This window comes from Umboniibacter marinipuniceus (assembly GCF_003688415.1).
GTDB classification, from domain to species: Bacteria; Pseudomonadota; Gammaproteobacteria; order Pseudomonadales; family DSM-25080; genus Umboniibacter; species Umboniibacter marinipuniceus.
This window is the reverse complement of the sequence record NZ_REFJ01000003.1, coordinates 107,835-122,804: the sequence shown is the minus strand read 5'-3', so window position 1 is coordinate 122,804 and position 14,970 is coordinate 107,835. Positions and strand designations below refer to the sequence as shown.

Annotated in this window: 10 protein-coding genes; all 10 read right to left on the bottom strand. The window is 49.9% G+C overall.

Annotated elements, in window-relative coordinates; genetic code table 11:
* Nucleotides 1-699, bottom strand: coding sequence for a YIP1 family protein (locus DFR27_RS06790; protein ID WP_121876706.1), 699 nt, complete (start codon nt 697-699; stop codon nt 1-3).
* An 87-nt stretch (nt 700-786) separates the two neighbouring features.
* The gene (gene metH / locus DFR27_RS06785; RefSeq protein ID WP_245962622.1) at nt 787-4,416 is read right to left on the bottom strand and encodes a methionine synthase; all 3,630 of its coding nucleotides are present in this window, start codon (nt 4,414-4,416) and stop codon (nt 787-789) included.
* Between the two features lie 12 nt (nt 4,417-4,428).
* Nucleotides 4,429-5,343 (bottom strand): methylenetetrahydrofolate reductase, encoded by a 915-nt coding sequence (gene metF / locus DFR27_RS06780; protein ID WP_121876704.1) that lies wholly within the window; start codon nt 5,341-5,343, stop codon nt 4,429-4,431.
* Nucleotides 5,344-5,747: 404 nt separating this feature from the next.
* Nucleotides 5,748-6,917, bottom strand: coding sequence for a sialidase family protein (locus DFR27_RS06775; RefSeq protein WP_121876703.1), 1,170 nt, complete (start codon nt 6,915-6,917; stop codon nt 5,748-5,750).
* Between the two features lie 132 nt (nt 6,918-7,049).
* Entirely contained in the window at nt 7,050-9,578 is a 2,529-nt protein-coding gene (locus DFR27_RS06770; protein ID WP_121876702.1) for a TonB-dependent receptor, read from the bottom strand.
* Nucleotides 9,579-9,714: 136 nt separating this feature from the next.
* Nucleotides 9,715-11,211: an apolipoprotein N-acyltransferase gene (gene lnt, locus DFR27_RS06765; protein ID WP_121876701.1), complete on the bottom strand. Its 1,497-nt coding sequence runs from the start codon at nt 11,209-11,211 to the stop codon at nt 9,715-9,717.
* Nucleotides 11,212-11,220: 9 nt separating this feature from the next.
* A complete protein-coding gene (locus DFR27_RS06760) occupies nt 11,221-12,069 on the bottom strand; it encodes a CorC family transporter (protein ID WP_121876700.1) in 849 nt (282 codons plus the stop codon).
* Nucleotides 12,066-12,545: an rRNA maturation RNase YbeY gene (ybeY, locus tag DFR27_RS06755; RefSeq protein WP_121876699.1), complete on the bottom strand. Its 480-nt coding sequence runs from the start codon at nt 12,543-12,545 to the stop codon at nt 12,066-12,068. Before ybeY ends, DFR27_RS06760 begins: the two co-directional genes overlap by 4 nt.
* Nucleotides 12,535-13,554 carry a PhoH family protein gene (locus DFR27_RS06750; RefSeq protein WP_121876698.1) on the bottom strand — a complete coding sequence of 340 codons (1,020 nt, stop codon included), beginning with the start codon at nt 13,552-13,554 and terminating at the stop codon, nt 12,535-12,537. The genes ybeY and DFR27_RS06750 overlap by 11 nt, the downstream gene beginning before the upstream one ends.
* A gap of 49 nt (nt 13,555-13,603) precedes the next feature.
* Nucleotides 13,604-14,962: a tRNA (N6-isopentenyl adenosine(37)-C2)-methylthiotransferase MiaB gene (gene miaB / locus DFR27_RS06745; protein WP_121876697.1), complete on the bottom strand. Its 1,359-nt coding sequence runs from the start codon at nt 14,960-14,962 to the stop codon at nt 13,604-13,606.
* Nucleotides 14,963-14,970 lie beyond the last annotated feature (8 nt).

Below are 14,970 nucleotides of genomic sequence, written 5' to 3'. Positions count from 1 at the left end.
TTAGCCCCCAATTACGGCGGTAGCAGACAGCATCAACACCGTTGGTAATGCGGCAAAGATAACGGCGCTAACTGGACGGTGCTTATTTGCCATCAGGATCAAGCTGATGATAGCGATGCTCCAGATTGATAGCAGATCGAACTGGCTAAACATCTGATAGAGCGGCTCGCCAAACTCGCGACCCATAATTAGTGCGTTAACAGAGGTGAGAGATAGCTGTTCGGGAGCCAGTGACCCTGGTGCCGAAATAAAGACATTAACAATGGCGCCGAGCTGAGCGAAAATCATAGGTACGGATGCCCAGAGGGACATTGAAAACCATGTGCCATAGCTCTGTTCTGGTGTGCCAGAGACGCGGTTGATAATTAGGTAGTAGACACTGATCAACGCCGTCACAATAGGAATGAAAACGGCTGCACTCACGGCGGTAATCAGCATCATAGCGTTCAGTGACATCATACGCATACCGGCAGCTGCTTCATCGTAGCCTTCCGCCGGAATCCCTCGTAAGCTGAAGGCGATGAAATCTTCCATGGTGATGGACGAGAAATAAACGACTTGAGCAGCTACGATGCTTGCGATGATAAGAAGGAGCGGTAAAACAATGCCCTTCTTAGTGGTAAAAAAGTTAGTGCTAAACTGCTTGGGTTGCGCAATCACTTGCGAGACATTGGCGAAGAATCCATTTTCACTAGACATAAGTATTACTCCTATAATTATTTGTCTAGCCTATAGTTTCACCTGCGCCAAGTCAACGTTGAACATATTGCCATTTGTTAATCAAAGTTAACTTAGTATGCTTTGAAGCCAGCGTTTGTTTTCCTTAATGGATTCGCCCTGAAGCTCGCTATAGCGTGTAAGTTGATCTTCGGCGATTGGCCCAAGGGTAAAGTAGCGGGCGTCGGGGTGACTGAAATACCACCCCGAGACCGATGAGACGGGCTCCATGGCGAGTGATTCCGTTAAGGTGATACCCGTTTGTGCTTCTACATCAAGCAGCTCCCAAATTAGCAACTTGCCACGATGGTCCGGGCAGCTAGGGTAGCCAGGGGCTGGTCTAATACCCTGATACTGTTCTCGAATTAGTGCGTTGTTATCAAGCGACTCGTCAGCGGCATAGCCCCAAATACGCGTTCTAACTTCACGGTGCATCCATTCTGCGAAAGCCTCGGCGAAACGGTCTGCGAGTACCTTGACAATAATTGCACTGTAATCATCGTGAGCGGCCTCAAAGGCTTCGACATAAGGCTTAATCTCATCTCCCGCGGTTACCGCGAAGGCGCCAATGGTGTCGTTGAATCCTTTGGGTGCAATATAGTCGGCCAACGAGAGTGACGGTTTACCAGCAATAATCTTTTGTTGTCTGAGGCAGGGTAACTCGATGGTGCGATTGCCATGATGGATGGTAATTCGCTCGCCGTCCGATTCCGCTTGGAATAGGCCAATGACACCCCGTGGCTGAAGCCAGCGCTCTTTAACCATAGTGGCAAGCAGGCGTTGCGCGTCATTGTAGAGTTTGGTGGCCTCGGGACCCTTAACCGGATCGTTGAGTATATCGGGGAAACGACCATTAAACTCCCAGGCGTTAAAGAAGGGCATCCAGTCAAAGAATTCAAGTAGCTCGCTCAAGGACGGGGTGAGGCACTGAGTCCCTAGCTGACTAGGGGTTCGCGACTGAAGGTCTGAAAAGTCTAGTAGGGTACGCCTTTCTAGGGCCTGATGGTATCCGTCTAACTTAGTTTGGCGGCGATTAGCGTGAGCGTTGCGTTTGAGCGCTTGGTCGTGCCGAATTTTATCAATCACGTCCTTAGATTGTGTGCCGAGAAGCGATTGTGCAACACCCACCGCCCGCGAGGCATCCTTAACGTAGGTGGCTACGCCACTATATTGCGGTGCAATTTTAACGGCGGTGTGGGCAGGACTAGTCGTAGCGCCGCCAATGAGCAGTGGAAGCTGATCACCACGACGTTCCATTTCGCTTGCAACATGGACCATTTCGTCAAGCGATGGGGTGATCAGGCCGGACAAGCCAATGAGGTCTGCCTGATGTTGATCTGCTGCCGCGAGGATGGCTTCACAGCTTACCATTACTCCCAAGTCGATGACTTCAAAGCCATTACACTGGAGTACGACGCCAACAATATTCTTGCCAATATCATGAACATCACCCTTAACGGTCGCCATAATGATGGTGCCCGCAGAGTGGGAGCTACCGGATTCTTTTTGCGCTTCGATAAAGGGAATTAGATGCGCTACAGCACGCTTCATTACCCGGGCTGACTTCACTACCTGAGGTAGGAACATTTTCCCATCGCCGAACAGATCGCCTACTCGATTCATGCCGTCCATTAACGGCCCCTCAATGACATCCAGTGGACGGTCACTGAGCCGTCGCGCTTCCTCAGTATCCTCGACAACAAATTGGTCTATACCCTTAACCAACGCATGGCTAAGGCGCTCTTTTACTGGAAGCTCACGCCAGCTTAAATCGGCAGTTTGTTGGGTCTGATTGGATTGTCCGGACCATTTTGGCGCTGCGTCAACGAGTCGGTCGGTGGCATCATCGCGTCGATTAAGAATGACATCTTCTACGAGTTCTCTCAGTTCGGCGTCCAGGTCGTCGTAGATCGCAAGTTGACCGGCATTAACAATTCCCATATCCATGCCTTTAGCAATGGCGTGGTAGAGAAAAACTGAGTGCATCGCTTCACGAACAAAGTTGTTGCCACGAAAACTAAAGCTGACGTTAGACAGGCCACCTGAGATCTTAGCTCCGGGGCAGCTGTGCTTGATTGCCGCACAGCTTTCGATGAACGATAGTGCGTAGTCGTTGTGCTCGTCGATACCCGTGGCGACGGCAAAGATGTTGGGGTCAAATATAATGTCATAACCAGGAAGTCCTACCTCTTGAGTTAGGAGTTGGTAGGCGCGTTGACAAATTTCAACTTTACGAGCCAGTGTTTCGGCTTGTCCTTGCTCATCAAAAGCCATGACTACCACGGCGGCACCGTAGCGGCGTGCTAATTTTGCCTGTTCTAGGAAACTCGCTTCGCCCTCCTTGAGCGAGATGGAATTCACCACGCTCTTACCCTGAAGGCACTTTAACCCCGACTCAATGATTTGCCACTTGCTTGAGTCAATCATAATGGGAACTTTGGCGATATCTGGCTCGGCCATGGCAAGATGAAGGAAGCGAACCATGGCGGCTTCCGAATCGAGCATACCCTCGTCCATGTTGATATCGATAATCTGCGCTCCGTTTTCGACCTGCTGCTTGGCAACTTCGAGCGCGGTGTCGTAATCTTGCGCTTCAATAAGGCGCCTAAAGACGGCCGAACCGGTTACGTTGGTTCGCTCGCCAACATTGACGAAAAGGCTATCCTCGCGGACTTCCAACGGCTCTAGCCCGCTGAGACCAAGGTAGTTGTTATCGGCAAAATTATCGCGTGAACCAAAAGCTGTCATCACTTTAGTCAGGGCTGCAATATGATGAGGCGTAGTCCCGCAACATCCTCCCACAATGTTTAACCAACCTTGTGACGCAAACTCACCCACCAAATCCGCCATTTCTTCAGCGGTCTGGTCGTACTCACCAAATTGATTCGGTAGGCCAGCGTTGGGGTGCGCGGAGATTGCGCAGTCGGCGATATCTGCAAGCGCTTTGATATGCGGGCGCAGTTCCTCCGCACCCAAGGCGCAATTCAAGCCAATCGACAACGGCTTTGCATGCTTAACGGAATGCCAGAATGCTTCCACCGTTTGACCAGACAGGGTCCTCCCTGACGCATCGGTAATGGTGCCTGAGATCATGATTGGAATGTGGCGTTCAAGCTTTTCTGCAACGGTATCAATGGCGAAAATGGCTGCTTTGGCATTGAGTGTATCGAAAATGGTTTCGATCATGATGGCATCAACACCACCATTGAGCAGTGCCAAGGTTGCTTCTTGGTAGGTTTCGAGAAGCTGATCGAAATTAATGCTTCGGGCGCCAGGGTCATTGACATCTGGGCTTAGCGACGCCGTTCGGTTGGTTGGCCCTAAGACACCTACCACATAGCGTTGAGTCCCCGTGTTGGCAGTGATTTCATCGGCAACACGGCGAGCGAGGCGTGCGCTCTCGAGGTTCAGCTCGCCGACCAAGGATGCCATTTCGTAGTCCGCCATAGATGGCGAATTCGCATTAAAGGTATTGGTGCAGATGATATCCGCACCCGCTTCGAGGTATTGGCGATGAATTTCCTCGATGATACTAGGCTGGGTTAGGCTTAGTAGGTCATTGTTGCCCTTTAGGTCGCAGGGCCAGTCAGCGAATCGCTCCCCGCGATAGTCCGCTTCGGCTAGCTGGTAACCCTGAATCATGGTGCCCATGGCGCCATCTAATATTAAGATTCGATCTTTTACAGCTTGATCTAACATTTCCATCCGTCCTTAAGCAAGCTCAACCGCTGGGCGAACACCCAATGAGTGACAGACTGCGTAGCAGAGCTCGGCGCGATTAAGTGTATAGAAGTGGAAATCATTGACACCTTCGTTCTGCAGCGCCAGTACTTGCTCAATGGCAATATTTGCGGCAATTAACTGCCGCGTCTCGGGGTCGTTATCGAGTCCCTCAAAGCTGTCACTCAGCCATCTTGGGAGTTCTGTGCCGCATGCCCCAGCAAATCGTTTGAGGGTGTTGAAATTCGTAACGGGTAGAATACCGGGGATAATTGGTTTGTCGATACCGGCCAGCACACAGCGGTCGCGAAATCGCAAATAGGCCTCAGTTGAGAAAAAGAATTGGCTAATTGCAAAGTCGGCACCGGCATCGAACTTTCGTTTGAGATTATCAATGTCGAAGTGTGCACTGGGTGCTTCAGGATGAGTTTCTGGGTAAGCGGCTACGCCAATACGAAAGTCGTGCTGGCGCTTTAAGCCGGCGACCAAATCGGCAGCGTAATGATAGCCATCGGCCTTGGGAGTGTAGACACTGCCAGCACCCGAAGCGGGGTCACCTCTGAGTGCCATGATGCTTCTAACTCCCATTTTCCAGTAGGAGTCAGCAACCTCGTCGACTTCTGATTTGGAGGCATCTACACAGGTTAGATGAGGCATTGTTGGTATAACAGTCTGCTCACCGAGTGCTTTAATAACGCGGTGGGTGTTGTCACGTGTGGATCCGTCAGCCCCATAGGTGACAGATACAAACTCAGGCGCGAGTGTCTTCAGTCGCGCCACGCTCTTCCAGAGTGTTTCCTCAATTGCCGGACTACTGGGTGGAAAAAACTCAAACGAAACCTTGGGTGCCGGATGTGAAGATCTAGCTTGGCGTTGAGCTCGGAGTTCGTGTGCACCTTGAAACATGACTAACCCTTAAATTAATAAATCTTGATGTATCAAAATATTTTGATGTATATGGTTTCATCATAACTAAATATTCATTGGATTCAAGCGCCTAAATGCCAGGTGTTTTCTTGGTATTGTGCTAGGGGTCAATGATTCTGTGGTGTACTTCGGATGCATTACTTTTTTGCATAAAATGCAATAAATCCAGTAATTCGATGATTTTTCAAGCTTCTAGGCTTTAACGAGTGCACTCAGTCAATTGGCACTGACTAAACCCTACTGGCAGGCTTCTAGAAAAAGTCTCTGTGATGTCATGGTGACGGGATGGCTCGCGGAGGTACTCGGGTCGCTTAGCGCTACTCTACCGCATCGCTCTAGCGATACAGTGTTACTGCACCGCATCGCTAGAAAGAGAGAGAGTCTTATCGCAACGCATCGCTAGAGCGATAGAGTGTTATTCCTCTATCGTTGGTAGTCGCTATCCACAATTGGCGGTTGATGACGGCCATCTTTGGGATACCCGAGGAGCGACTTGCGGAGCTGTCCGCTACCTGCAGCGTATCGCTTTCAGCGGGTGTCGTGGAGTTAAAACGAATGATGTTTACTGATGAGCGACCTGTTGGTTGGCGGTGCAGGTGACTAATGTAGCTATAATCGTCATGTTGGAGTGAGTCGATTCGACCTAGTGTGGTTTGCGACAAAGTTGTTGGTTCAGCGCCTACTACCTTATATCTCAGTTCTGAGACACCTGTTGCTTGCGTGAACCAAGCCATCGCTAACTTCCCTTGGCTCTCCCATACACTTGGACCGTTCACTGGGCAGCCGTTAATCTGCCAGTTATCCTGGTGCCACAACGTTGGCTCTTCAAAGCCTACGCCTTGCCAATGGGAAACAGCAATGTCCCTAATCTCGTCAACGGTGCGGTCTCTATAGGCTAGGACTGGCACTCCTGATACCTCTGAAAGGGCTGTATGGCAGCAGTCACAGCTTCGTGTATCCAGGGTCTCATTCGTACGCACGCTACCGTCTGAATGAATAAGCGCCCAATTAACCATCATTGCGCCGCTGTGAGCACCATGATGACCAACGGTGTTACGACCGTCTAGCCAGCTAATTAGAAAGGCATCCTCAAAGGGAATGATGTCAGCGAAGCCATGTTCGCCCCCACCATTGTCATTGTTTAGTTGCTGAGGCGGCTGCCATGTTTCGCCGTTGTCGAAGGATTGAACCAGCCAAATATCATAGCTATATGTGCCTTCGTCGTGTTTTCTGAGAAACCAGGTGACAATGTGGTCACCGTTACGGGAAATGGAGGGAAAATCAGCCCAATTGACGAACCAGTCATCGCCGCTAGCTACAACCTGTTGGTGGATCTCACCCGTGTTATCAATGTGGCCCACAACCAACTCGGTATTTTGATGGTTTAGCTGCTGAAAACTGATGAGCCCACCTTGCTCGTCGCTAAAAAGGCTGGGCGTCGTTCCCTGGTCAATATGGAACGATGAAAATGTCGGTGGCGTATTTTTTTCGCTGTGTAGCCCATCACAGGCACATAGAAGTATTACGCTAATGGCAACTAGAGTTCGAAGCATTCGGGTGTCAACCTTTTGTCTGTTTGTTCACCGCTAATTAAACAACCAAGTCCATAATGAATTGAAGCTATATTACGGTTAAACGAAAAAAGCCGAGACGAGGTCTCGGCTTTTTAAAGTGTGAACCAGAGTTTAGAAGTTCTTCTGGATACTCACACCGAAGGTAGCCGGCTCACCTGGGTAGGCCTTAAGCTTACCATCCTGAAGCGGCACGTCGAACACCGTTGCATGGAATTCTTCGTCGGTGATGTTACGACCCCAGAAGATCACATCAACATCCGCATCAATGAAGCTAATGCCAGCACGGGCGTTAATGCTACTGTAAGCATCCTGTGCTTTAAGCGGATCATTGTTTCCGTCAGTCATGGTGTCTGAGCGATAAACGTATTCGGCTTGGACAAAGCCTTCTACGCCAGAGCTTAGATTGAAGCCTTGGTTTAGACCGAATACAGCGTCATGCTCAGGTACGTTAGATAGACGATCGCCAGAACGATCACAGAAGCCCTGACCAGAATCGCCTGGATCGGCCATACCTGTCTGCCAAGGTGTTGCTACCCAGCAGTTGCCTTGCTTGAAGTCCTTGAAGCTGGCATCGGTGTAAGCATAACCAAGATTCGCAGTCAGTAGGTCTGTAACCGCCCAAAGTACTTCCAGCTCACCACCTGATGTTTCTAGCTGACCAGCATTCTGCAGATTAAAACCAGTACCGGTGAAGGCGTTTGCTTGGAAATCATCAACGGTGCTTGCGAACAGCGCCGCGTTGACTCGCATGCCAATGCTATCGAAGTCACGCTTGAAGCCTAGTTCGTAAGTGATTGAGGTTTCGGCATCGAATACTGGGTCAAATGCGGCATCGATACGGTCAGTGTTGGTACCACCTGACTTGTAGCCAGTACCCACCGAGGCATACATTAAGGTGTTGTCGTCCGGAAGGAACGCCAACTTCACGCTACCGGTGATCTGCTCGTCTGAGAGATTTGCAGTGATATCAGGACGCGGGGCGAGTACTGCAAGTGCGTAGTTTGCCCAACCCTGTGAGAAGTAGGGTTGATACTGAGGCATAAGCTGCAGTGCGGTAGCCGTATCACCTGTAGCTAGCGCATATCCTAGCGCTGGCAAGTCTGCGCCTGCTGCGCCAATCTGTGCCAGACTGGTTGCTGGTCCCCAAGTTACCTCTTGGCCGCCATCAAGCTCGTAGTATTTGGTGTTGAGATCTTTCTCTTCGCTCGTGAAGCGAACACCTGCGGTCAAGATTAAAGAGTCCGTGAAGGAATAGTCCATTTGACCAAACACAGCATAGGAATTTTGATCTTGCATCGCATCGTGTTGCGCGCTGTATTCGTCGAAGAACGGCTTAGCCGCACCCGGGAAGAGTGGTGCGAACGGCGTGCCTGCGAGCTGGGCAGCGATGGTATCAATACCGCCGATAAACGCATCTAAACCTAGTGCCGTTACCGCGTACGGTTCTAGCTGGTCGTAGCCATTAAGCTCGTAATGCAGATCAACTTCTTGCTGATAGTAGTAGAGACCACCCACAGCGGTTAGGTTGTCACCTTGGAAGGTTAAGCGTAATTCTTGAGAAAAAGAGTCGCTTTCGGCATCGTTGATGGTGGTAATAATTCGAACGTCAGAGAAATCCGAGTCAATCTCATCGCCAGAGTCGAAGCTACGCAGGGCCGTGACAGAAGTAAGCGTTAAGCTGTCGTTAAGATCGTAGTTCACTTCTAACGAGTAGCCTGAGTCGACAACCGTTGAAGTTGGTACGATGTTCGAAGACATCTGGCGATTGTAGTAATCGTCATCGTTTAGGACAGTGCCGCCAAGCGATTGGAATAGCGCATCTGTACCGAATTCTGGGGCGCCATTAGCAGTGGTATAAAAGCTATTGAGTTTGGTGGGTGCCACACAGCAAATTTCATTTAGTTCGGCGTGATCGGCAATGAAACGAACACTTAACTCGTCCGAAGGCTCCCAAAGCGCTTGGAAGCGAAGTCCCCAACGGTTGCGGTTGTTGATGTCTTGATCAAGGTTGACGATCTCACCAAAGCCGTCGCGTTCTGAGCTAAAGCCGGTGATGCGGAACGCTAGTTCGTCATCAATTGCGGAGATAGATTTTGCTAACTGCACGTTAGTTAGGCCATAGTTGCCGACATTGACATTGATGTAACCATCACCGTCATGGGTAGGCTTAGCCGAGCGGAATAAGATAGCACCGGAAGGGGTGTTTTTACCGAATAGCGTGCCTTGAGGACCTTTAAGTACCTCAACCGCTTCGAGATCAACCATCTCGTTGATCATTGAGCTTTGGCGTGCACGGTAGACACCGTCAACGTAAAGACCAACTGATGACTCAAGTCCGTAGTTCTGGCTTGAGGTCCCAACGCCACGGATAGAGAAGTTGGCGGTGTTGGCCGTTTGGTTAATACCAGCGATTAAGCCAGGCACGTTAGTTTGTAGATCGAAAACGTCTTTGATCACACTCTCTTGGAGCGCTTCACCCGAAATAGCGGTAACAGCAACAGGAACTTCCTGCAGGCTCTGCTCGCGTTTTTGAGCGGTAACAAGGACTTCTTCAAGGACAGCTGAGTGAGCAACATTCGCCAAGCAGATAGCGGCAGCTAGTGCTGAAATGCGAGTAGTCGGCTTCGAGGACTTTATCATTTTTATTTCCCTAACAAGCGATTCATTATAATTATTAGTCAGTCCGTTTAGACTTAAATAATACGTTGCCACATTTGTGGCGGCTTGTCATGGGGAATTTGAGTTTTTGCGGGTGTAAAAAGTGACTATTTAGTCACTATCTTTTTTTACGATGAATTAGCAGTGCAGTTAGCAGCATCAAGAAGCAAAAGCAGACGAGCGGCAGATTTAACCAGTACTGGAAGGGGGTAGTGCCTTTACGAGGTTGGAGCGTTCCGTCAAATCGGGTAGCAACAAAGCGCTGAGCGCTAATCTCAATGCCGCCCCAGCGGTTAATCAACGCAGAAATGCCGTTGTTGGTGACACGAACCATTGGGCGGTGAGTTTCAATGGCCCGCCAGCGCGCGATCTCGAAATGTTGAATTGGACCGAGCGTGTCACCGAACCAGGTATCGTTGCTATGGTTGCTCAAAAACTGGCTATCTCGACTTGATGCTGCAATGAGACTGCCATACGCCACTTCATAGCAGACAGCAGGGGTTACCTTGCGACCATTTAGGGCGACTGGCTGTTGAGTTGATAGCCCTGCAGCTTGCGAGCCAACGGGCAAATCGAACAGCAGGAAGATTGGTCCGAGTAAGTCGATTAGTGGGATGTACTCGCCGAAAGGGACGAGTTGCTGTTTGTCGTAGACACCACTCGAATCACCCAGGGCAACAATTGAGTTTCGAATTGCCAAATTACCGTCTACAACGCGTCGCGTCGGCACGCCACCTAAAATGTGTAGGTTTTGGGTAGCGGCAAGGTCATTCAGCTGAGAGAGCAGCGGCGAGTGATCGCCTGCAATAATCGGCAACGCAGCTTCCGGCCAGAAGATTACTGAATTAGGGCTTTCTCTGCGAGTGAGTTGCCATAGCTGGTTAACGATTTGCTCGCGATATTGCGGCTGCCACTTTATGTCTTGGTCAACATTGGGTTGAATGACGGTGAAAGCCATCGGCTCCCCGTCGGGCTGTGTCCACGGGACCTGCTTGAACTGCCACCCCAATGCTACGAAGATTAGCAGCGCACCAAAAAAGCTAATTGCGCCCATTTGTTTCCGGTGACGTAGCCAATGGCTAAGAAGCGTAGCAAGAAATATAACTACCCAAGAGACGAGCAGTGTGCCGCCAATGGTGGCGTAGCCGGAAAACGGTGAGTCGATTAAACCGTGTGCGGTCTGCAGCCAAGGGAATCCAGTTAGGAACCATTCTCGGCTCCATTCGCCTAGCACCCAGACGGAGGGGAAGCTAAGCAGCTGTATACTTAATTTTCGGGAGCGTATCTTTAGCCACGCTAAGAACGGCAGCCACCAGAGCAGCGCCATAAATGCGCAGAACATTAGGGTGGCGAGAGCGCTAAGCGCCCAAGGTAGGTTACCGAAATTATAGATACTGTGATGAATCCAGCCCACGCCAAAAAGCCAATAGCCCAGCGCAAAGCTATAGAGGCGTTTGGCGCGCTTTTTCTTCGGACTGTATTCGATAACAGTGAGTAGCGCGGGAATGATGGCAAACCAGAGCGGCCAGAAATTGAATGGCGCAAAGCTCAAGATAGCCAATGCGCCTAAACAAAATGACAGGAGGCCGCCCCATTGATTCACCTGTGCGCGCATAGACTCAGACTATTCCTTGGGCGGAGTAACGCGCAGTAAATGGATTTGTCGGCTATCGGCATTCAGCACCTCAAAGCCATAGCCTTCGATGAGTGTGATCTCGCCGCGGTTAGGCAAGTGGCCAAACGCTTGCATCGCTAAACCGCCGATGGTGTCGAATTCTTCATCAGAAAACTCACTCTCAACCACCTCGTTAAACTCATCAATAGGGGTAAGCGCCTGCGCAACGTAGCTACCATTTGGCATCTTGCGGATGAAGGTGTCATCATCGTGATCATCATCGGTTTCATCTTCGATTTCACCGACAATTTCTTCTAATACGTCTTCAATCGTTACCAGACCAGCAACCCCTCCGTATTCATCAACCACCACAGCCATGTGTTGGCGATCTTCGCGGAATTCGCTCAGTAGGATATTAAGACGCTTCGACTCGGGGACTAAATTAACTTTACGAAGGATGTCGGCAACGGAGAAGTTACTATGATCCTGAAGTGCTACAGGCAGTAAGTCCTTGGCAAGGAGGAGGCCTTTGATATCGTCGTTACTGTCGCCAACCACCGGAAATCGAGAATGAGCAGACTCCATGACGGCGTTGCAGATTTCTCGGAATGAGTCATTGTAATGAATCACTACCATCTGAGAACGAGGGATCATGATGTCTCGAACTTGAGCATCCGATACGCCTAGAGCGCCCTCCATGATATCTAACGCTTCGCGGTTGAGAAGTTTGTTTTCATGTGCATTTTGCAGCACATCTACCAGCTCCTCACGTGATCGTGGTTCATTCGAAAATAAACCAGCGACCTTCTCAACCCAAGATTTCTCCTGTGAGGAACTGCTCGATCGGTCTTCGCTCATAGCGAGTCTTCATCTCCATTTGATGGTTCGTAAGGGGGAGGATACCCCATCGTCGTTAAAATTTTTGTTTCTAAAGATTCCATAATATCAGCTTCTGCGTCATCAATATGATCATAGCCCAGTAAATGCAAAGTACCATGGATTGTAAGGTGTGCCCAGTGGGCGCTGACCAATTTGCGTTGTTCAGCAGCTTCTTGCTCTACCAGAGGCTGGCAAATAACAAGATCACCGAGCAATGGAATCTCTAAACCACTGGGGAAGTCAGTAGGAAAAGATAAGACGTTGGTCGGCTTGTCTTTTCCCCTATATTGCAGGTTCAACGCTTGGCTCTCGGCACAACCGACAATACGGATGCTGACCTCTGCTTCACTTCTGTGATCTTGAAGTGCGGCCGCTATCCATCGTTGGAACGCGTCGAGGCTGGGCGCTGAGAGGTCAGCACTATTATCGAGGTCAACCGTTAGTTCAACGTTCATGGGATTTCGGTGGTTCACTCGTGTCGTTTGCCTCAAATTCATCATAGGCGTCTACGATGCGCTGAACCAGTGGGTGGCGAACTACGTCGGCGGAGGCAAAATAGGTGAAACTGATGCCATCCACGTCACGGAGGACCCGGCTGACATGTACCAGCCCAGACTGAGTTCCACGAGGTAAATCAATTTGGGACATATCACCAGTGATCACCGCCGTTGACCCAAACCCAATCCGGGTTAGAAACATTTTCATCTGCGCGCGCGTGGTATTCTGGGACTCATCGAGAATAATGTACGAGCTGTTCAAGGTTCTACCACGCATATAAGCGAGTGGGGCAATTTCAATAACCTGACGTTCGATAAGTTTATTCACCGTTTCAACGCCAAGCATTTCATAGAGTGCATCGTAAAGCGGGCGCAAGTAGGGATCAATCTTTTGGGCTAGGTCACCCGGTAAAAAGCCTAGTTTTTCACCGGCCTCAACCGCAGGTCTTACCAGTAAAATACGCTCAACTTCGTTGTTGAGTAACGCTTCTACGGCAAGTGCCACCGCTAGATAGGTTTTACCCGTTCCCGCTGGACCAACGCCGAAGTTGATGTCATGGCGGCGCACCGATTGAACGTACTTCTGCTGATTAAGGCCGCGTGGTTTGATCAACTCTTTCTTGGTGCGAATGACCGGAATCTCGTTCACGCTGTCCGTTGACTTATCTGGCGCATGGTCGTGTCCAGCATGACGGAGTTGGACATGAATCATCTCTGCCGTAATGGTGTCATGCTCAGTCTGCTTGAAAACAGCCTGTAGGAACTGCTGCGCAAGCTCAGCGGCGTCCGACTTACCATAAATGGAGAACTGATTCCCACGATTGTGGATGGCAACGTTAAGCCGCTTTTCAATAAGTCTTAGGTGCTGGTCAAAGGGTCCGCAGAGGTTGGCCAAACGTTGGACATCATTGGGTTCCAGTGATAGTACACTGGGCTTTTGCTCGGACTTGCTTACATCGGTAGTCAACGGCTTTGTTTCCCTAACTATATTTAGTGTCGATCTGAGTGTTAATCATTCATCCATCGAGTTCAGAATGCAAGAGTTGTCCACGAAGCGAGTTCGGCAGCGCCTCTTCAATCAGAACCGTGGCAAATTTGCCAATTAGTGCTGGTTGATCGCAGCGGAAATTAACTACTCGATTGTTCTCTGTACGACCCTGTAACTGACCTGGATCCTTTTTAGAGAAACCGGTGACAAGAATCTTTTCCTCATTGCCAACCATCTTGCGTGATATATCTTGGGCGTGTTGGCTGATACGCGCTTGGAGGACATGCAATCGCTCTTTTTTAACCTTTTCTTCGGTTTCATCCTTTAGGTCGGCCGCCGGTGTACCTGGGCGCGCACTATAGATAAAGCTGAATGAGGTATCAAAGCCAATGTCGTTGATGAGCTTCATGGTTTGTTCGAAATCGGCTTCGGTTTCACCCGGGAAGCCAATAATAAAATCAGAACTCATTGAGAGGTTAGGTCGAATAGCACGCAGTTTGCGAATCTTACTCTTGTATTCCAGTGCGGTGTGGCCACGCTTCATTGCTGCGAGAATTCGATCCGAACCACTTTGTACTGGCAGGTGCAAATGTGACACTAGCTCAGGAATATCAGCATAGGCCTGGATGAGGCTTGGGCTAAATTCAACCGGGTGCGAGGTGGTGAAACGGATGCGATCAATCCCTTCGATCTGAGCCACATAGGAAATTAGTTCGGCAAGATCAACCGTATGACCTTCCTCATTGGTGTCACGATAGGCATTAACGTTCTGTCCTAGCAAATTAATCTCGCGAACACCTTGTTCCGCCAAAGACATACATTCAGCCAGTACATCGGCTACTGGACGGCTAACTTCCTCACCACGGGTGTAGGGCACTACGCAGAACGTACAGTATTTAGAACAGCCTTCCATGATAGACACGAATGCCGAAGCACCGTCGGCTTCCGGCGTAGGGAGGTGATCAAACTTCTCAATTTCAGGAAAAGTGATGTCCACCACTACGGCGCCATTTCCCTGACGTTTTTCGTCAATCATTTCCGGGAGGCGGTGGAGAGTTTGCGGGCCGAAAACAACATCAACGAAGGGCGCGCGTTTAGCAATGTTTTCACCTTCCTGTGAGGCCACACAGCCGCCAACACCAATGATTAGATCGGGATTCTTTTCCTTTAAGTTCTTCCAGCGTCCTAGCTGGTGGAAAACTTTCTCTTGAGCTTTCTCACGAATAGAGCAGGTGTTGAGGAGAATGACATCGGCTTCCTCAGGGTTGTCTGTGGCAATCATGTCTTGCTCTTCACCAAGAAGGTCACGCATCCGTGAACTGTCATACTCATTCATCTGACAGCCATGTGTCTGAATAAATAGCTTCTTTTCGGTTGAGGTGCTCATGCTGACTC